This is a genomic window from Paenibacillus tepidiphilus (assembly GCF_008635795.1).
Lineage (GTDB): Bacteria > Bacillota > Bacilli > Paenibacillales > Paenibacillaceae > Paenibacillus_AQ > Paenibacillus_AQ tepidiphilus.
The window spans coordinates 115021-132982 of sequence record NZ_VWRQ01000015.1; the positions used below are offsets into that span (position 1 = coordinate 115021).

16 protein-coding genes are annotated in these 17962 nt (G+C 55.5%); 5 read left to right on the forward strand and 11 right to left on the reverse strand.

The features are described from left to right. Positions 1–14 precede the first annotated feature (14 nt). Positions 15–1496 carry a DHA2 family efflux MFS transporter permease subunit gene (locus F1379_RS19175; RefSeq protein WP_150272776.1) on the reverse strand — a complete coding sequence of 494 codons (1482 nt, stop codon included), beginning with the start codon at positions 1494–1496 and terminating at the stop codon, positions 15–17. A 166-nt stretch (positions 1497–1662) separates the two neighbouring features. Between F1379_RS19175 and F1379_RS19180 the strand changes: the two genes are divergently transcribed. Then, positions 1663–2217, forward strand: a complete 555-nt coding sequence (locus F1379_RS19180; protein WP_150272778.1) for a TetR/AcrR family transcriptional regulator — start codon at positions 1663–1665, stop codon at positions 2215–2217. Positions 2218–2282: 65 nt separating this feature from the next. Here the strand turns inward: F1379_RS19180 and F1379_RS19185 are convergent, their stop codons facing one another. After that, entirely contained in the window at positions 2283–2747 is a 465-nt protein-coding gene (locus tag F1379_RS19185; protein WP_150272780.1) for a phage tail protein, read from the reverse strand. Positions 2748–2765: 18 nt separating this feature from the next. Then, complete coding sequence (locus tag F1379_RS19190; RefSeq protein ID WP_150272782.1) at positions 2766–3245, reverse strand: GyrI-like domain-containing protein; 480 nt, start codon at positions 3243–3245, stop codon at positions 2766–2768. 110 nt (positions 3246–3355) lie between these two features. On the opposite strand from F1379_RS19190, the gene F1379_RS19195 reads away from it, so the two are divergent. Further along, positions 3356–4318, forward strand: coding sequence for a helix-turn-helix transcriptional regulator (locus F1379_RS19195; RefSeq protein WP_150272785.1), 963 nt, complete (start codon positions 3356–3358; stop codon positions 4316–4318). A 523-nt stretch (positions 4319–4841) separates the two neighbouring features. Here F1379_RS19195 and F1379_RS19200 read toward each other — a convergent pair. From F1379_RS19200 to F1379_RS19225, 6 genes are all read right to left on the reverse strand, one after another. After that, positions 4842–7472: a family 16 glycosylhydrolase gene (locus F1379_RS19200; protein WP_150272787.1), complete on the reverse strand. Its 2631-nt coding sequence runs from the start codon at positions 7470–7472 to the stop codon at positions 4842–4844. Between the two features lie 219 nt (positions 7473–7691). After that, positions 7692–9227: a response regulator gene (locus tag F1379_RS19205; protein ID WP_150272789.1), complete on the reverse strand. Its 1536-nt coding sequence runs from the start codon at positions 9225–9227 to the stop codon at positions 7692–7694. Positions 9228–9230: 3 nt separating this feature from the next. Next, on the reverse strand, positions 9231–11069 hold the full coding sequence (locus tag F1379_RS19210; protein WP_162551214.1) for a sensor histidine kinase: 1839 nt from the start codon (positions 11067–11069) through the stop codon (positions 9231–9233). 151 nt (positions 11070–11220) lie between these two features. Next, on the reverse strand, positions 11221–12888 hold the full coding sequence (locus F1379_RS19215; protein ID WP_150272793.1) for an extracellular solute-binding protein: 1668 nt from the start codon (positions 12886–12888) through the stop codon (positions 11221–11223). 52 nt (positions 12889–12940) lie between these two features. Continuing rightward, positions 12941–13765 carry a carbohydrate ABC transporter permease gene (locus F1379_RS19220; RefSeq protein WP_150272912.1) on the reverse strand — a complete coding sequence of 275 codons (825 nt, stop codon included), beginning with the start codon at positions 13763–13765 and terminating at the stop codon, positions 12941–12943. 75 nt (positions 13766–13840) lie between these two features. After that, entirely contained in the window at positions 13841–14761 is a 921-nt protein-coding gene (locus F1379_RS19225; RefSeq protein WP_150272795.1) for an ABC transporter permease, read from the reverse strand. 150 nt (positions 14762–14911) lie between these two features. On the opposite strand from F1379_RS19225, the gene F1379_RS19230 reads away from it, so the two are divergent. The 3 genes from F1379_RS19230 to F1379_RS19240 all read left to right on the forward strand — a co-directional run bounded on the left by F1379_RS19230 (position 14912) and on the right by F1379_RS19240 (position 16929). Further along, positions 14912–15655 (forward strand): glycoside hydrolase family 16 protein, encoded by a 744-nt coding sequence (locus tag F1379_RS19230; protein WP_162551215.1) that lies wholly within the window; start codon positions 14912–14914, stop codon positions 15653–15655. Between the two features lie 94 nt (positions 15656–15749). After that, positions 15750–16457, forward strand: a complete 708-nt coding sequence (locus tag F1379_RS19235) for a hypothetical protein (RefSeq protein ID WP_150272799.1) — start codon at positions 15750–15752, stop codon at positions 16455–16457. A gap of 73 nt (positions 16458–16530) precedes the next feature. After that, positions 16531–16929 carry a DUF1398 family protein gene (locus tag F1379_RS19240; protein ID WP_150272801.1) on the forward strand — a complete coding sequence of 133 codons (399 nt, stop codon included), beginning with the start codon at positions 16531–16533 and terminating at the stop codon, positions 16927–16929. Between the two features lie 89 nt (positions 16930–17018). Here the strand turns inward: F1379_RS19240 and F1379_RS19245 are convergent, their stop codons facing one another. Both F1379_RS19245 and F1379_RS19250 read right to left on the reverse strand, forming a co-directional pair. Next, positions 17019–17528: a DUF2812 domain-containing protein gene (locus F1379_RS19245; RefSeq protein ID WP_150272803.1), complete on the reverse strand. Its 510-nt coding sequence runs from the start codon at positions 17526–17528 to the stop codon at positions 17019–17021. After that, positions 17521–17859, reverse strand: a complete 339-nt coding sequence (locus F1379_RS19250) for a PadR family transcriptional regulator (RefSeq protein ID WP_150272805.1) — start codon at positions 17857–17859, stop codon at positions 17521–17523. The genes F1379_RS19245 and F1379_RS19250 overlap by 8 nt, the downstream gene beginning before the upstream one ends. Between the last annotated feature and the right edge of the window lie 103 nt (positions 17860–17962).

Genomic DNA, 17962 nt, shown 5'->3' on the forward strand with positions numbered 1-17962 from the left:
GCTCTTGTGGTAAGCTATGCCTGAGGATGCTCCTTGCCCGCGGCGGCGGACAGGCCTTCCTTCCGCGCTTTCTTCTTCATCGGCATAAAGAAGAATGTGATCACAAACGCTACGGCGGCCAGGATCATCATAAAGTAATAGGCGTCACCCGCTCCTAAGATGGACGTAAGGGTTCTAAGGCGTTCAGCAGGTGCAGCAGGATCGTTCTGCAGCAATGTAACTGCATGGCCCTTGGCCTGCACGGTATAGATTGTAATCACGACGGCCGTCCCGATGGCGCCGGCAATCTGGCGGACGGTGTTGTTCACGGCAGTGCCGTGCGTTCCCAGCTCCCTGGGCAGCGCATTGAGTCCGGCCGTATTCAGCGGCATGGTAATGAAGCTAAGGCCGATGCGCAGAGCAATGGTCCGAATCATCAGATACGTATAGGTTGTCGTTTCCGTCAGGTCAGTTACCGCCCACATGGCCGGAATGATCAGCAGCAGGCCGATGAGGAACAGCGGCTTCGCCCCGAAGCGGTCATACATTTTGCCGGTGACAGGCGACATGAACGCATTGACCAGCGCGCCCGGCAGCAGCAGCAGGCCGGCATCGAAGGCGGTGAAGCCGCGCCCCGTCTGCAGATAAATCGGCAGCAGGATCATATCCGCGTACATCATCATGGTGACGAGTACATTGATCAGCGAGGTGACCGTAAAGATTTTGTTGCGGAAGACGGACAGGTTCAGCAGCGGGTCGGCGGACTTGATCTGCCGGACACAGAACAGGGCCGTGACCACAATCCCGAACCCCAGACAGAGGATGACTACTGCATCGTCCCAGCCCTTGCTGCCTGCACTGCTGAAGCCGTACAGAATCAGGCCGAAGCCTGCGGTTGATAACAGCACACTCCACACATCCAGCTTCGGCTTAGCCGTCTCCGACACATTGACCAGATATTTAAACGCAAGGCCGATGACAATGGCAACCAGCGGAATGAGTCCGATGAACAGCCAGCGCCAGGAGTGGTACTCGACGATAAATCCCGAGAGAGTCGGCCCGATGGCCGGGGCAAAGATCATCGCCAGTCCCAGCAGTCCCATCGCGCTGCCGCGTTTCTCTACAGGGAAGATGGCCAGCACCACGCTCATCATCAGCGGCATGACGATTCCCGCTCCGGCAGCCTGGATCATACGGCCGAGCAGGAGCACCATAAAGCTTGGCGCCGCCGCACAAATGGCCGAACCGGCCAGCAGGAATGCCATGGCGCTGATAAACAGCTGGCGGGTAGTAAAGCGTCTCATTAAATAGGCGGTGACTGGGATCAAAATCCCGTTCACCAGCATAAATCCTGTGGAAATCCACTGTACGGTGGCGGCCGTGACCTCAAATACATCCATCAGGTTGCTTAACGCGACATTCAGCAGCGTCTGATTCAGCGTGGACAGGAAACAGCCCAGAATCAGGATGGTCAGCAGAATTCCTTTGTTTATTTTCTCCGTATGCTCTTCGTGCATTATGCAGTCCTCTTTTCATTGCTTTCTCGACAGTGTGTCAATAAAATGTATGATATCAGTGTTGCGGCGTGATTCCTATTTGCAATTCTGGCGAAAATGTTGACTATGCGACAGAATAGGAGCAATCCGTTGCTGAAATACCAAATAAACGACACCGGAGGATGAAATGCCTGAGCATAAGAACGCAGATCCGCGGGCCATCCGCTCCAAAAAGATGCTGAAGCAGGCGGTGTTCTCCCTACTGGCCGACAATCCGGAGATTTCGCAGCTGACCGTCCGGAAAATTGCCAGCCGTGCAGAGCTGAACCGGGCCACATTCTATTTGCATTATGAGGATATTCACGATTTGTTGCGCCAGATCGTACATGAAATTTTTGCGGACTTATCCGTGAACATTGAACCTCTGTTACAGCTAAAGAGCGGCAACGAACAGGAGCAGCTGGTCACGTTACTGAATTATTTTTATGAGCACAGGAAGGTATTTGCGGTGCTGGTGGAGCACCCCGGCTTCAAGAAGCACTTGTCCAATCTGCTGAAGGATACGATAGAAAGACGCAGGGAAGCGAAGTACGGCAATTCCGCAAGGAAGGCCGCTTCGGTGGATATTGTGGCAGCGTCGCTGCTGGGGATTATGATGTGGTGGATTAAGGATGGCCGGGAGTACAGCGCTGAATATATTGCGGGTCAGATTACGTTAATGTACAAGAGGGAGTATGTATAACCGGCTTTAGCGGGGGCAGCGTGTGTACGGGGCAGAAGAGGACGGGGGCTCGCCGCCCCCGCCGCTTAATATTCTTTCTTGATGACAAAAAATGAGCCGCGGATGGTTCCGGCCAGCTTCGACTTTTGGCGGGCAAACTTAAACTTCCCCTCTAACTCCTGCGGGATTTCCATCCCCTCCGAGAGCTTGAAGCCGACGGCCCGTTTCTTCGGGTCATCCAGCGTGTACAAGACATTGACCTCCAGACCGTCCTCATAGAACACGTATGCCCAGCGGATATTCTCCACCTGAAAGCTCGACGTTTCCAAAGGCTTGGCCGCAAATTCGAGATTGCGTTCTTCCTTCAACACCCGGTTCACGTAATCCAGGGTCTCCTGGCTTTCACTTGCCGGCACCACCGTAAATTCATGCTTGTATTTATTCATGAAGTAACGGGCTTCATTGGCGCGCAGACCGGCCAGCGCTTCAGCGACAGGCGAGGACTCCAGGCCTGCTGTAGTCACATTCTTGAAATCAACGATACTGGACAATTCCGTCCCTCCCCAAGGTTATTTCCTCACAACAGGAATCCACATTTCTCCAAAAAATACGCCGTCCCGCTGTCCCATCTCAACCGCTGCATTCGGTCCTCCGACATAGGCGAAATCCGTAGCTCCCGCCAGGACTTGTCCAAAGGCGATGCCGGTAAGCGTATTGCTCAGCTCCTGAGAGGTCTTTCCTTCCCCTGGAACCACGAGGTAATCTCCCTTGGGAAAATGGATCACCCGGGTTGCTTCGGGAATTGTCTCTTCTGTCAGGACCCCTGCGTAATGCATCATCTTGTTGTTTACGGCTTCATTTACAGTGAACACATAGTCGTTAGCAGCAAGCGCCTTTAGGGTGCCCAGTCTTCCGTCTTCGCTGATGGCCCGCCAGAAGGCTTCCTTCTCCTGATTGATGCCGGCATAGTCCGTGTAATTGCTCTTCAGCTCAGTTCCAATGCCTAATACGGTGAATCCGTCTTTCTCTTCCAGAGTATAGTTGGCCATAGTCAGAACCTTCTTTCCTTGGTGGATGGATCAAATGAAAGGTGATTTCACTTGATGAGATTATAATAACCTTATAACGTGTCAAAAAATGAAACCATTTAGGAGACCCGATGAAAAAAACGGAACGGATCAACACCCTGATGCGGTATATCAATAACCGTGCCAGCTTTACCATATCGGAGCTCATGCGCGAATTTAACATTTCCCGTTCAACGGCGATCCGGGATATCCGGGAAATCGAAGCCATGGGGATGCCGCTTGTCGCTGAAGTCGGCAGGGATGGGGGCTATTTTGTCATGAGCAATTCCGTTCTGCCCTCGGTCCGGTTCACCGACAATGAGATTAAAGCTTTGTTTATCGCCTTTATGGCCACCCGGAACCAGCAGCTTCCCTATCTACAAAGCCGTCAGTCCTTAGCCGAGAAACTGCTCGGCCTGATTTCGGAGAATCAGCAGGAGGACCTTGTCCATCTGAATCAAATCCTGCTCTTTCAAGGGACCAATCCCCATAATCCCGACCTGCTTGAGCTGTCGGACCTGCCCCATCCGATGCTGGAGCAGCTTATCCGGCTCCTTCTGTCGGACAGCTATCTGCTCGCTACCATGAGCGAAGGGAAGGGGATGCAGTCTTATCCCATATACCTCCTGCACCTTTATCATGACAAGGGCCTCTGGCTGATTGAGGGCTTTGATCTGAAGGAGGAGAAGCGGCGGATTCTCCCGGTCGACAATCTCACCCTTGTGGAGCCGTATGCTCCGAAGAAGCGGCTGAGCCGCAAGAAGATCCTGGAGAAGCTAAGTAAAGAGGAAGAGGCCGTTAACCTTGTCCTTGAGCTTGGCCCGAAGGCGATTGCCCAATTTAAGAAATACCATCCCCTGAAGGTATCGCTATCTTATATGGACCCTTATCAGACCACCGCCCGTCTACAGGCATTTATCAACGTGAATTCTCCCGGGGAAGTAACCGAAATGGTCCATTGGCTGCTGTTCCTGGGCGGGGATATGAAGGTAAGGGAAGCACCGGATGAGGTGTGGGCAGGTATACGGGAGCGGTTAGATTTATTGTGTCCATAAGCGAAGGGGGCTAAAACCGCTATGAATATATGAGCCGGCGTACTGCTGCACTACCTTCCGGGAGACGGTCAACCAGCCCAATGTCCAAACTCTCGCCGTCAAACTCAATCGTTTATTGCAATTAATTGGATTTTCGCACACTAATTTCTCCTTTTTCACGGATTTCAGCCAATCTAGTTCGATTATCGCTACTTAATTTGGGCATTATTGGTGTAGTGGTTAATTCACGTCCATATTAAGTGGCGATTATCCATCTAGAGTTGCAATCTACCTGTATATACGCGAATTTAAGTGGCGATTTTCCAACTACAGTCTGCGGACAGGGAGTGCCTTTCGTAGATCATAACTATATAGAGCTGGCTGCCAGCGGATTTTACAGCAAGTAGCGGTATTCATCCGACAATCGGGGAACGGCCAGAAATTAATAAGGTACAACCAACTAATGTTCAATAAAAAAAACCAAGCGACGCTCAGCGCATCGCTTGGTTCTTCGCATTTCCGCCCGGATTCGCTTAAATAGCGGCTACTCCGGCACGCCCTGTGTTACCCCATGCAGATAGGTCTGCCATGGCGTATCGAGCGCCCCCTGGCCGGGGTTGTAGGTGAAGAAGTATTCCACCTTATCCCCTTGCTTCAGGTTCAGGACGGGATAGGTGAAGTTGCCATTGCCGGTATTGGTCATGGCGACATTGAGCTGCCCGCCGTTGTTGATCTTGTAGTGCAGGTCGGCGAAGGTGGCGCCGTTGACGTAGAAGAGCAGGTTGTCGCCGGTCTTCTTCAGACCGCGCACGCTGTCGCCGATGACGACGGTGACGGGCGGCGGCGTCACGACGGTGATGGTGCTGGCGGCGGTCTTGCCGCCGTCGGCCGTGGTGGCCGTTACAGTAACGGTGCCCGGCGCAATCCCGGTTACGCTGCCGCTGGCATTAACCGAGGCTACGCCCGGGTTCGAAACCGACCAGGTAACGGCCTTGTTAGTGGCGTTCGCCGGTGCTACGCTGGCGGTTAGCTGGACGCTCTTGCCGACTTCCACCTGCGAAGCGGAAGGGGCCACGGTAACGCCGGTCACGGCAATGCTGCCCGGGTTGCCGGGATTTCCGCCGGTGCCCTCCTTGTACACCCGCACATAATCGACTTGCATCGTGGCCGGGATATCCGACGCCGCCGGTGTGCGGCCGCCGTCGAAGTGGCCGCCGACGGCCAGGTTCATGATCAGATAAAACGGCTCATCGAACGGAGCGTTCGGATTGTTCGGCGCAGCTACGGAATACCACTGTCCGCGGCTGACCTTGAAGAAGAACTTGCCGTCCACATACCACTTGATGTTGTCGTCTTCCCATACCATGGAGTACACATGGTAGTCATTCGCGAACGTCTGCCCCTGCGGGAAGTGGTATTCCCCGGCGATATAGCGGTTCACCGGCCATTGGCCGCCGAAGTGGACGGCGCCGCTGGTCGTGCCGGGAAGCCGGCCCTTGGCTTCCATAATGTCGATCTCGCCGGAAGCGGCCCAGGCTCCGTATACGGCATCCTCCGGCAGCATCCAGAGCGCAGGCCAGATGCCGTCGCCGGTCGGCAGCTTGGCGCGGATGTCCACGCGGCCGTACTCAAGGGACATATGGCCCTTGGTGTTGATTTTGCCGGAGGAATACTCGGCGTAGCGGTTCGGGTCCTGCGGGAACGAGCGGTGATCGTTCAGCGCGCGGATGTTCAGCTGCCCGCCGCTTACGAACACATTCTGCGTGCTGTTCGTGTAATGCTGCAGCTCCGCATTGCCCCAGCCCCAGCTGTTGGGGTCCTGGCTGATATAGTACCCCGTCTCATAATTCCATTTGCTTGTATCCAGGGCCGTGCCGCTGAATTCATCCTGCCAGAGCAGATTCATGCCGGCAATGGCCGGATCGCCCGGCGTGCCGATGGCGATATCCTCCTGATCCGCTTCGTCCGGACGCGGCGCATTCGGATTGCCGATGAAATTGTAGTACACATAATTGCTGCCGACATTGCCGCCGGTCTGTCCGTTCAACGGATAGCCGATGCGGATTTCCATGTTCTCCTGAATCGGCTGGAACCACAGGCCGTAGATATAGTCGGCCCAATAGCCCCACTGGTTGGCGGAGGACATATTATTATAGCCGTTGCCGGAGTAGACGAATCCGCTCTGGCTGGAATTGCTGAGCTCGACCCATTGCCCGTTCTTCTTGATCTGGTACACGAAGCTGCCCAGCTCGCTGCCGATGGCCGCAACTCCGTCGATCTTGGGCAGCGGAATGCCGATGGCCCCGCTGTTGTCCGCCGTGTAGGTGGTGCCGTCGTAAGCGGAGAGCACGAACGAATTACGGACGGGCTTGTTGAAGTTAATCGTGTAGATCAGGCTGGCCGAAGAGGTCTTGGAGGCCAGCTTGACGTTGATGGATTCGGTTACCGTAAACCAGTAGCCGCCTCCGCCGTCCGTGAACTGGCCGAAGTTGCTGTCATAAATCCAGCCGCTGGCCGCATTGTTGTCGATGTCGATCCATTGGCTGCTGTTCACCGGCTTGACGTACACCTTCAGATCCTGGGCCACCGCATCATAGATGAGGGCCGGGTTATTGTTGAAGACGGGATACGTGAAGCCTGCACCGCCGGTGAAGCCTGCCGTAAGCACCGGACCTTGGGTCGGTGTCATCGACGTAATGGTTGCCGTATTGACGTTCTGGAACACCAGCGTGTAATTCAGCGTGACTCCGCTGTTGGCTTTGGAGTGCAGCTGAATTTCTGTGGTGGCCCCAAGTGTGAACCAGTAGCCGTTCGCGCCGCCGTCGCTCCAGTGCCCCCAGTTCTGGTTATAGACGAAGCCGCCTGCGCTGTCGATGTCCACCCAGCTGCCGTTCTTCTTCACCTTGACGCCCACATCGCCGGATACGTCGCTCCAGCTGGCTGCACCGCCGTTGAAGACCGGCATCACGAAGCCGTAGCTTGCCTGGCCCACCCCGGATTTGGTGATGACCGGCCCATCGGCTGCCGAGAAATAAGCCATCGAGGTCACGGTGGTACCCGCCGCCTGTGCCCGGGAAGCCGGCAACAAGAAGATGGAGACCACCAATGCCAGCGTGAGGAACAGGCTCCAGGCTCTGCGCGTTAAACTGCTGTCCGCCCTGTACACTTTAATCATACTTGCCCTCCTTAAATCGATTTGGCCTTACAGAAACCGCTTACATAACGAATGCATCTTTATTCTAGCAAATGGAATAATTGGGCAAAAGGTACAGAATTATAGTTAGAGACCCATTATTTTAGCTTTCGGTGCAAGGTCCTGCAGTGCGCAACAAAAAACACCTCACGCTCCGCCTCGCGGCAGTGCATAAGGTGTCTGCGGTTTGAATGCAGCAGCTTATTTCCGCTGCATCCTCTGTCTGTATTCCGTGGGCTGCATGCCCATCACTTCCCGGAAGGCCCGGGTGAAGCTTTTGTAGCTCTCATACCCGACCAGCGGCGCGATCTCCACGATCTTGTATTCCGTCTCGGCCAGCAGCCGCCGGGCCTTATCCAGCCGCACGTCACGCAAATATTCGGCGAAGCCTTTACCGACATTCTTCTTGAACAGATTGGAGAAATAAGCGTAGTTCAGCGACACATGGTTGGAGACCATGGCGAGATCCAGCGGCTTATGGTAGTTCTCATGGATGAAGCGGATCGCTTCGTTCAGGTCCTGCGAATTGCGGTAGCTGCATTTGAACTCGTAATAGAACTGGTTCAGCCGCAGCATCTGCTGCTGCAGCGCCTGGATATAGTCGCGGATACCCGGATAGTCGTACAGGCTGCGCAGCGAATCAATATCGAGCGCCTCCTCCCCCATATAAGGACGGATCACCCATTCGTACTCCTCCAGCATCTGCACCACGGCCCGGCATAACCGCTCGGTATATTGAATGTGGTAACGCTGCAGCACATCCTTATGAAAAAGCCGTGAAATTCCCTCGGCGATCTGTCCGCCGTTGTCAGACCCGACGAAGCGGAACAGGGCGTACAGCTCCTCGTGGGGCAGCTGCCACTGCTGCGTAAGCCCTGCCGTATGCTCCGGCAGCAGACAGCGCTGCTCGGGGAACAGGTAGCTGTGCCGGTACAGCTCCTGCACCTGGGCGTAGGCGGCGGGCAGCGCCCGCAGGCCTTGCTGCGGGCCCGTCATGACCGCAGCCGCGCCAAGCTGCGCAGCCTTGAGCGCGGCAGGCAGCCTGGCCGGGTCAGCGGAGGCATCGACGGCCAGAATCAGCTGCGGGCGGTGCTGCAGGCAGATGCAGCCCTCGCTGCCGTACACGCGGTAGGCGAGGGATTCGATGCTGTGGGCGCTGCTGGCGCCCGGCTGGTGAATCCGCCGCTCCTCGCGCAGCAGGCACAGCCGGTAGCTGCTCCACAGCTCCGCATGCTGCCGCTCGGTCCCGGCGATCCACGCCTCATCGCTGGCCGAGCCCTGCATGTACAGGCTCAGCTCCTTGCGGTCCGTCTCCTGCATGAGCCGGGACATCTGCTCCATGTCGCGGGAGAGCGCCTGCCGGGTGCTGATTTCCTGCCACACATGCTCCACCGAGGCTTGCAGATCGTCGCGGTTCACCGGCTTCAGCAGATAGCCCTTTGCCCCCAGCTCGATGGCCTTCTGGGCGTAGGCGAAATCACCGTAACCGCTGATGATGAGATAGTCGGCCGGAATACGCTCCTCCCGCGCCTGCGCGATGAGCGTCAGGCCGTCCATATCGGGCATGCGGATGTCGGTAATGACCAGCTGGATGCTGTTGCGGCGCAGCTGCTCCAGCGCCTCAACTCCGTTCGCGGCGCAGTAAATATGATCCGGCTGGAGCGGGAACTGGGACACCATGGCCTGCAGGCCGTCGCGGATATGCTTCTGGTCGTCCACTATCAGCATATTGATCATCGGTTACCATCCCCCCAGATTTACTTGTTCCCAAGGCAAACGTATCATAACGCAGGTATAAGCGCCCTGCACGCTGTCGATCGAGAGCCCGCAGCCCTTGCCGTAATGCAGCTGCAGCCGCTTATGTACATTCGCAAGGCCCAGGCCGTTGCGGCTGGCCACAATCGGGCGTTCCGTATCATCCGCCAGCGCCTGCTGCAGCCGGGCAAGCGTCTCTATATCCATGCCGGCTCCGTTATCGCGAATCTCAATCTGCAGCATCAGATGGTTCTCCACGGTGACGTTAATTTCAATGGCCACGCTGCCTCCCGGCGGCGCCGCGTGATGCACGGCGTTCTCAACAATCGGCTGCATGCACATCTTCGGAATGGGGTACCGCAGCACCTCGGGCGGCAGCTCCGCCCGCAGCTCGAAGCTGCTGCCCTCCATGAAGTTAATGAAGCGGATGTAGCTCTCTATATTGGCCAGCTCATCGCCGAGACTGACGGTGTCGCCGCGCCACTGCATGCTGTAGCGAAGCAGCGAGCCGAGCGAGACCAGCGCGCCGGCGATGGCCGGCTGGCGTTCCACTTCCGCCCGCATCCGGATCGACTCCAGGGCATTGTACAGGAAGTGGGAATTGATCTGCGAATGCAGGGAATGGAGCTGCGCATTCTTGGCGATCAGCTGCTTATCCACGACCTGCGTCATCAGACGCTGAATTTCATCCAGCATGCTGTTGTAGCTGACGGCGACATAGTCGATCTCGTCGCCGGGATCATTCTCGCCGAGACCGGTATGGATCTTGGCGTCCAGCTGGCCCCGGCGCACCTTGCGCATGGAGACCAGCACCATCTCCAGCCGGCGGAAGATGCGCCGGGTCATATACGAGACGAGCAGCAGCATCATCAGCAGGACGCAGGCCGCAATGGCCACCACCAGCAGGTACCAGCTCCGCGGACCCTTCATCAGATCCTGATGCGAGGCGATGTTGATGACATAGGCGTCGAGAGGTGCGATGTACCGGTAGAGGGCATAGTAGGTCTGATCACCGGCCCGGACCTTGACCGGGCTCCGCTGCTGCAGGACGTCGAGCTGTCCGTGAACGCGGCTAAGGATGTCCTCCAGCTCCTCCCCTGCGTCCACAGCGAAAGCGTGTGAGGCGTTATAGACATGGCGGGCAGAATCGCTCCCGTCCATCACTACGGAGAAGAAATGACGCTCCGTCTCTTCCAGAAGCGGGCTGAAGAAGGAGCTGTGTTCGGCCCGGAGCTCCATAAGGGTCGGTTGTTTCTGCTGCTGGCCTTGAAGGCGTACCAGCCTGTAATAAGATAACGTATGCTCCCCGTCCTGGAGCGAGAATAAGCGGTAGGCGGCGCCGCCCTCTTCCCGCAGCGTCATCCAGTAATCCTGCGGCCAGAAACGGTCGTAATGATAGATTTCCGGCCAAATCTCGTGCAGGCCGGGGTTATCGACATAGAAGCTGAGCTGGCTGACCAGGTCATAGCTTTGAATGATATTATGCATTTGCTCATACTGATTCTGCTTGAATTTGACGAGCCGCAGGCCATCGGCCTGCATATCGGAGTGGATGAAATCGACGAACGCCTTCTGGGTCAGCGCTGTCGAGGAAGCGTTCTCAAGAACGGCCAGACGGCTGCGCAGCTGCTCCTCCAGACGCGAGACGTGGCTGCTGCCGGTGGCCATGGCGTCCTTGTACAGCTGGGATTCCTGCGTGCGGATGAACAGGAAGGCTACCACAATGGCCGGAATGGCAATCAGCAGGCTGAAGGCCAGGAATAATTTTTGCGAGATGCGTGAATTACGGTATAGCTTGCTTATTCTCGTCCACACAGCACTCATTGCCATACCCCCCACCTTGTAATATACCATGTATTACATATGTGCAGGCAGGTAAACCGGGGCGCCGCATCCATTGGCTGCACACACCCCGTTAAGCAGGCAAGACCGGCCGCCCTCAGGCAGCCGGCACTTGTACTCAGGGCACCGCCCGTCAGTCCGCCATTTTCGCCTTCCGCGCATCCAGCTCGGCCTGGCGGTATTCCACCACCTGCTGGAAGCCGTAGCTGTCGCGGCGTTCGAGGAAGCTTGCGAAGATCTTGTCAAAGGCCGCCTCGTCCTTGGCCGTAATCAGCTCAGGCATGACTTCCTCCCAGTTCTGCGAGATCCGCGACCAGGCTACGGCGACCTCGGAATCGCCCAGCGGGTCCAGCCCCTTGTAAATGCCGCTGTCAATGTCGGCCTGGGCATTGGCGAAGTCCTCCATCTGCTTGATGACCGGCGCTTTCTCCGGCCGCCACTGGTTCACGATAACCGGATTGCGCATCATCCAGTAGGTGTCGAGCACCCCGTACTCCTTCTCCAGCTTCTCGATATCGCTGTCGATCAGGCTCACCATATCGGCCTTCAGCTGCGGCTTGCCGTCCACGGTCTCCCAGGTTTCGCCTTCCTTGCCGAGGAACAGGTCACGTTGTCCTTCTTCGCTGGCGAGATAGGTCAGGAAGCGGATCGCCCGCTCCGGATTCTTGGTCGATTTGCTGATCATAGTGACCATCCAGCCGTCCATATTGCCGGGGAACAGCTTGGCGCTGTCGCCGCTGCTGTTCTGCGGTCCGTCTACAGCGATGTAATAGGAATCCGGGTTGGCACTGGCTGCCAGCATCGGGTTGACGGCCGTCATGCCGCTCCATTCGCGGACCATCATGAAGTAACGGGCGTTATTCGTCTTCTCTTCGACCTGTGTATCGGAATCGACAAGGAAGTCGACGTTGATCAGCCCGCGCTCATAGGCGGTGCGGAAGGTCTTCAGCCAAGTCACATATTCAGGATCGGTCACGCGGTCATACACCTTGCCGTCCTTCTCATGCGGAACGGCCAGCAGATTCTGCAGGTATTCGGTCATGCCGTAAGGCACATTGCCTTGGGCGAAGAACGGGCTTATCGGCTGTCCTTTGTACTCGGAGTATTGATCCTTCAGCAGCTGCAGCGCACTCAGGAAGCCCTCCGGTGTGCTGAGATCGGGGCTGCCCATTTCCTCATAAAGGTCTTTACGCACCAGGAAGGTCTGGTTGGCGGCCGTCATGCCGGTCTCGTGCATCAGGTTCGGACTGTAGGAGTCGTTCGGAACGCCGTAGGTATTGCCGTTCTCCTGGCGGTACCATTTCAGGGTGCCGTCGCCCGCCACCTTGTAGAAGTAGGGATCATACTGGTCAGCCAGCTCGTTCAGGGCATAGACATGGTCGCCTTCCCACAGCTTTTTGACAGCGGTCTCCCAGGAACCCATCGAGATGAGGTCAGGCAGCTGGCCGGAGGTCATCATCAGGGTGATATGCTCGTTCGCTTCGCCGGAGGGCACCTCGAGCTTGACGTTGACGCCGGTCTTCTCCGTAATGTACTTGGAGGTCAGGCTGTCGCCCCAGGTATGGGCGTACCAGTTGGCGCCGACGAACCAGGTCAGATCGACCGGACTCGTATCCAGCTTCCAGGCGGCCTCCTCGGGATTCAGGGTGGCTTCGTTCTGCGGCTCTGTGGCAGAATCGGTCGGCTGCGCAGTGGGTGCGCTTTCATTATTGCCGGAGTTGCTGCTGCAGGCGGCCAGGGACAGGGAGAGCATAATGGCCAACACTGCGGTCAGACTTTTTTTCAAAGAATAACGCTTCATTTAAGGATCATCCTTTCGTTATAGATGCTGTGTGCGGACAGACAATTTCGGGCTACCCCTTGATGGCACCGATCATAACCCCTTTGACCAGGTAACGCTGAATGAAGGGGTAGAAGAGCAGAATCGGCAGCGTAGCCACCATCATGGAAGCAAATTTAATCGAGTTTCCGGGCAGTCTGGCCCCGAACTGGGCCATTGCCTGCTGCTGCATGAAGGACATGGAGTTCTCGGCGATGATTTTGTAGAGAATGGTCTGAAGCGGCAAAATCTCCTGCGAGCGGATATAAATGACGCCCTGGTAATAATCGTTCCAATGATAAACTGCCGAGAACAATGTAATCGTGGCGATAACCGCCATACTGTTGGGCAGCACAATCCGGAATAGCACCCCGTAATCCGACGCCCCGTCCACCTTGGCCGATTCCTCAAGACTGTCGGGAATGGTGCGGAAGAAGCTCATGAAGATGACCATATTAAAGAAGCTGTACATCCCCGGAATGACGAACACCCAGAAGTTGTCGTAAAGGCCAAGCTTCGTCATTAGAATAAACGTAGGAATGAGTCCGCCGGAGAACAGCATGGTAACCAGCGCGATCTTCATATACAGCTTGCGGCCGATCAGCGTCGTCTTGCTCATGCCGTAGGCCACGATGGCGGTGAATAATACATGTGCGGCCGACCCGATCACGGTACGCAGGATGGTAACCACGAACCCGTTCATCATCGTCTTGTCATTGAACACAACGCTATAGCTGTCCAGCGACAGCTGCTTCGGGAACCAGTTGACGGTGCCCAGCATCGCCTGCTCCGGCGCGTTCAGCGAGTTGATCAGCACGAACCACATCGGGTACAGCGTCAGAAAGCATACCGCCAGCATCAGGAGAGTATTGCAGACCTCAAATACGCCGATGCGCTTTAATGTTGAACGTCTTCCCACAGGTCTCCCTCCTTTCTAGTAGATACTGTCACCCGTTAATTTTTTGGAGGTGTGGTTCGCGATGAACAGCAGCCCCAGCGCCACAATCGAGCGGGCGAAGAGCACGGCCGTGGAGAAGGAATGGCGCCCCGACACAAGTCCCATGTTGTAGATGTAGAGATCCAGGCTCTCCGCCATCTTCATGTTCATATTGTTCTTCAGCATGAAGATCTGCTCGAAGTTACTGCCGAGAATGCCGCTGACGGCGAGAATGAACAGAATGGCGATGGTCGGACGGATGCTCTGCACGGTAATATGCCACATGCGCTGCCAGCGGCCCGCCCCGTCCAGCTCGGCGGCCTCATACAGGCCCGGGTCGATGCCGGAGATGGCTGCGATGTAGATGATGGCGCTCCAGCCCGTTTCCTTCAGCGTATCGGTGAAGAAGGTAATCCACCAGAAGTATTTAGGGTCGCTGTTAAAAAGAATCTCACGGTCCTGCACTCCCAGCGCCATCATCAGCTGGTTCACCACGCCGCCTTCCCCCAGCCAGTTGAGCGCGATTCCCCCGAAGATCGTCCAGGCGATAAAATGCGGCAGATACGAAATGGTCTGCACCGTCCGCTTGAAGCGCAGGCTGCGGATTTCGTTCAGCAGCAGGGCGAAGATAATCGGAATGGGAAAGCCCAGCACCAGCTTGATGCTGCTCATCCCCAGCGTATTGCGGATGGACCGCCAGAACCGGTCGTCGGTGACAAAGTCCTGGAAGTGCTTCAGCCCGACAAACGGCGATTCCAGCATGGGCTTCGCAATACTGTAATCCATAAAGGCAATAATGAGCCAGAACATCGGAAGATAACAGAAGATCAGCATCCAGACGATGCCGGGAATGACCATACTTTGCAGCTGCCACTGTTTAAAAAACGCTTTCATTTGTTGCGTTCGCAATTGAAACATGTCTCGTGTCCCCCCTTTCCTCTTCATCGTAAGAAAAAAGGACCCGGAAAAAAAGGCCACCGTTTTTGGCGCTATCCCAATTTTTTGGATTCCGTTAACGGGGGCCGGAAATGCATTATGCTGTGGTTACATGAGAGGAGTGTGTTACAGATGAGCAAGCTGGTGTGGGAGCAGGATTTCCTGCGGGAAGGGCGGAATTTGCGGCACTGGAACATCCGCCGGGGCAATGATCTGCTCGATCTGAACGACAACCCCGTCTATCCGGGCTGGGGCAACGGTGAGCGGCAGTACTATACGGATCGGGAGAGCAACCTGTATTTTGATGACAATGGCCTGAATCTGCGGGCATGCCGGGAAAAGGTGGAGCAGGAAGGGCGAAGCTTCGCCTACACTTCGGCCCGTCTGGATACGAGGAATCATTTCTCGTTCTGCTACGGCAGGCTGGTCGTGCGGGCGAAGCTCCCTGTAGGCCAGGGTCTGTGGCCGGCCGTCTGGCTGCTGCCGCAGGATATGGCCTACGGGCCCTGGCCTGCGTCCGGCGAGCTCGACATGCTGGAAGCAAAGGGCCGGCTGCCCCGGCAGATTGCCGGAACGCTGCACTATGGACCGGACATAGAGCACAAAGTGGTGGAAGAGTTCACTTATGAGCTGGAGAACGGAACCATTAACGAGTTCCGCGACTATACGCTGGAGTGGAGCGAGGCGTCGATCCGCTGGCTGGCCAGCGGCCACTGCTACGCCGAGCGCCGGCTGGAGCCGGGCGTGATGCCGTTCGACCAGAGATTTTATCTGCTGCTGAATCTGGCTGTGGGCGGGTGGTACGACAATGTGGAGGTCGATGATGCCGCACTGCCTGCGGTGATGACGGTGGCGGGGATTTGGCTGTATCAGTAGGGTGGCTGTGAAGCGATATCATTTCCCGATACCTCCATCTCACGTAGACTCTTGCGTGAAGCCAGGCCGTTATTCAGGGATGGAGGATGCAGAAATGGTAAAAGCAATGCTGACCTTTGATCAGAAGAAATCGAATGTGGATCTTTGGATCATTATTACAGCAACATTTGTCGCTCTCGGAATCTATTCAGGCTTTCAAGGTGAACTGAATACCTTTGCCAAAGATCAGGACGCTTCCGTTCTACTGCGGACCTTGGTAAGCGCTTTAACACAATTCGCAGTGGCAGGTCTCGGCATTACCCTTGTGGCGATCATCAGGAAAGAAAGCTTCATCAGCTTTGGCTTAAGGAGTAAAGGGATTGTGGCATCTGTTCTGCTCAGCCTGTTGTGCTTTGTTCCGTATATAGCGTTTACAGTAGCGACTGAGGAAGGCGTTACCTATCAACCGTTCCAGTCGGTCTGGATTACCGAGGATATACTGGCAGACGGGTTCCTGGTGAATGTACTAGGTATGGTGTTAGTTGCAGGAGCGTGGGGTTTCTTCGAAGGGTTCAACTATGTAGTCATCAGCGATAAAATCAACCGGAGATATCCGAGTCCTAACCGCTGGCTGAACTGGGGAGCCATCATCTGTGCGGTCATGTGCATCCTTATCCATGGAATGATTGGTGTTACAGCCAAAGGAGCCCTTGAAATGATCACCGTCTTGCTAGGTATTTATGGAATGCTCCTGGTGAAAGATTATACGAGGAATGCATGGGGAAGTGTGTTTCTCTTTGTGTTCGTGTGGAATGCACTATAATCTTCAGCGCGTCGGGAGTTGACGTTAAGTACGCTTCCGGTCGGATCATTATTTCAGGAAGGAGCGCTGGCTGATGAATATCGAAGAGGTCAAACGGATCAGTGAGGTGTCTAAACGGGAACGGTGGCCGTATCCAAGAACGTTTCAGGCACTGCTCGGAGCAGGTGTAACTTCCTACCGGACAAGCATAGCCGATAACGGCACCATATTCAGCGGAGAAGGCGGCGAGTACGAGGAACCCAATGATGAGACGGCTCCAAGCCTTGAGGTTGCAGAGAATTATGAAGCGGATGCCGTGAAGCGTGGGCTGGCGCATCATCAGCAGCACCGGACGCCGTTTGCCGATTTCCTGAAGGATATGGCCGCTGCGGGTGTGCAGTATTACGAGGTCGATATGCTGAAGCGCACCATTGACTACACCAGCGGGAGACCCGGAGAATCGGTTGTGGAGACGGTGCCTGCTGTGGACTAGATTTGCTTGAGAAGCCAAGGCGCACTCACCGGAGTGCTGCCCTTGGCTTCTTTTGCATAGATGGCAGTGATCAGCAGCAGTTAACCTTGCTAACTTCGCTTTTTGCGCAAAGAAAGGCTGAAGCCAATGAACGGGAAGAAGGTGAATACAAAGCACACCAGCATGAACAGCCCCAGGAAGAAAAATAGCTCTCCGGCTCCCTCCACTTGGTTCCTCAAAATGAAGCAGATGATCGCTAAACACAAGGGAACAAGAGACCATTTGCCATACTGTTGTCTGTTCTTGCTAAGCTGCTCCGCCTCTGACTCCGAATCACTGAATATGGGAGAGGTGCCTGCCTCCGCCCGGAAAATCTGCAGTCCGTCAAATGCAATAACAGGTGTCCAGCCGCTGGCTTCAAATAGAGAGAACATTTCTGGATTGACCTGCTCTTCCATGTTCAAGGCGTAATCATAATCATGGGGACCGCCTTGCTCGAAACGGTAGAGCATGCCCTTCATCCCGGTGACATGCCAGCCCCGTTGGCTCATTCTCTTCAGCAAATGCATATCCTTCTCAGGTGACATCGCCCATCCGTTGCTCATCCGGTATTTAGCCATACAGTTTCCCTCCTGAATGAAATGCTTTCTTGGCAATTTCCACGATATTGATTCTCCGCTCAAAATTCTCTTGAAGTATGATGCTTCCGTCAGCTGTAATCTGATACAGAATCTTCGAGTCTTCCTCGCCGGTTCCAGCGATCCATCCGGCCTGCTTCAGTTTCTTGAGTGTGGTATACATGGTCGCCGGACCGATCTCGACGCTGCCCGCAGTCATTTCCTGAATGACCTGCATGATTCGGTAGCCATGAATCGGCTCAAGCGTTGCCAGCAGAATCAGAAAGATGCTGTCTGTAAGCTCACCGGATTCGTAGGGGCTCGTTCTGGCCATAATGCCGCCTCCTATATCAATGATGGATATATGGTGATTATATCCATCATTGATATAGGTGTCAAGTGCAGATACACGGGTAATTGATCCGTTTAGTTACAGC

What these genes read in the sequence shown, in the direction of transcription:
- F1379_RS19210 (WP_162551214.1), bottom strand. Translation starts at nt 11,069, where the DNA reads ATGAGTGCTGTGTGGACGAGAATAAGCAAGCTATACCGTAATTCACGC.
- F1379_RS19215 (WP_150272793.1), bottom strand. Translation starts at nt 12,888, where the DNA reads ATGAAGCGTTATTCTTTGAAAAAAAGTCTGACCGCAGTGTTGGCCATT.
- F1379_RS19240 (WP_150272801.1), top strand. Translation starts at nt 16,531, where the DNA reads ATGAATATCGAAGAGGTCAAACGGATCAGTGAGGTGTCTAAACGGGAA.
- F1379_RS19175 (WP_150272776.1), bottom strand. Translation starts at nt 1,496, where the DNA reads ATGCACGAAGAGCATACGGAGAAAATAAACAAAGGAATTCTGCTGACC.
- F1379_RS19245 (WP_150272803.1), bottom strand. Translation starts at nt 17,528, where the DNA reads ATGGCTAAATACCGGATGAGCAACGGATGGGCGATGTCACCTGAGAAG.
- F1379_RS19250 (WP_150272805.1), bottom strand. Translation starts at nt 17,859, where the DNA reads ATGGCCAGAACGAGCCCCTACGAATCCGGTGAGCTTACAGACAGCATC.
- F1379_RS19220 (WP_150272912.1), bottom strand. Translation starts at nt 13,765, where the DNA reads ATGCTGGCGGTATGCTTTCTGACGCTGTACCCGATGTGGTTCGTGCTG.
- F1379_RS19195 (WP_150272785.1), top strand. Translation starts at nt 3,356, where the DNA reads ATGAAAAAAACGGAACGGATCAACACCCTGATGCGGTATATCAATAAC.
- F1379_RS19205 (WP_150272789.1), bottom strand. Translation starts at nt 9,227, where the DNA reads ATGATCAATATGCTGATAGTGGACGACCAGAAGCATATCCGCGACGGC.
- F1379_RS19230 (WP_162551215.1), top strand. Translation starts at nt 14,912, where the DNA reads ATGAGCAAGCTGGTGTGGGAGCAGGATTTCCTGCGGGAAGGGCGGAAT.
- F1379_RS19235 (WP_150272799.1), top strand. Translation starts at nt 15,750, where the DNA reads ATGGTAAAAGCAATGCTGACCTTTGATCAGAAGAAATCGAATGTGGAT.
- F1379_RS19190 (WP_150272782.1), bottom strand. Translation starts at nt 3,245, where the DNA reads ATGGCCAACTATACTCTGGAAGAGAAAGACGGATTCACCGTATTAGGC.
- F1379_RS19225 (WP_150272795.1), bottom strand. Translation starts at nt 14,761, where the DNA reads ATGTTTCAATTGCGAACGCAACAAATGAAAGCGTTTTTTAAACAGTGG.
- F1379_RS19200 (WP_150272787.1), bottom strand. Translation starts at nt 7,472, where the DNA reads ATGATTAAAGTGTACAGGGCGGACAGCAGTTTAACGCGCAGAGCCTGG.
- F1379_RS19180 (WP_150272778.1), top strand. Translation starts at nt 1,663, where the DNA reads ATGCCTGAGCATAAGAACGCAGATCCGCGGGCCATCCGCTCCAAAAAG.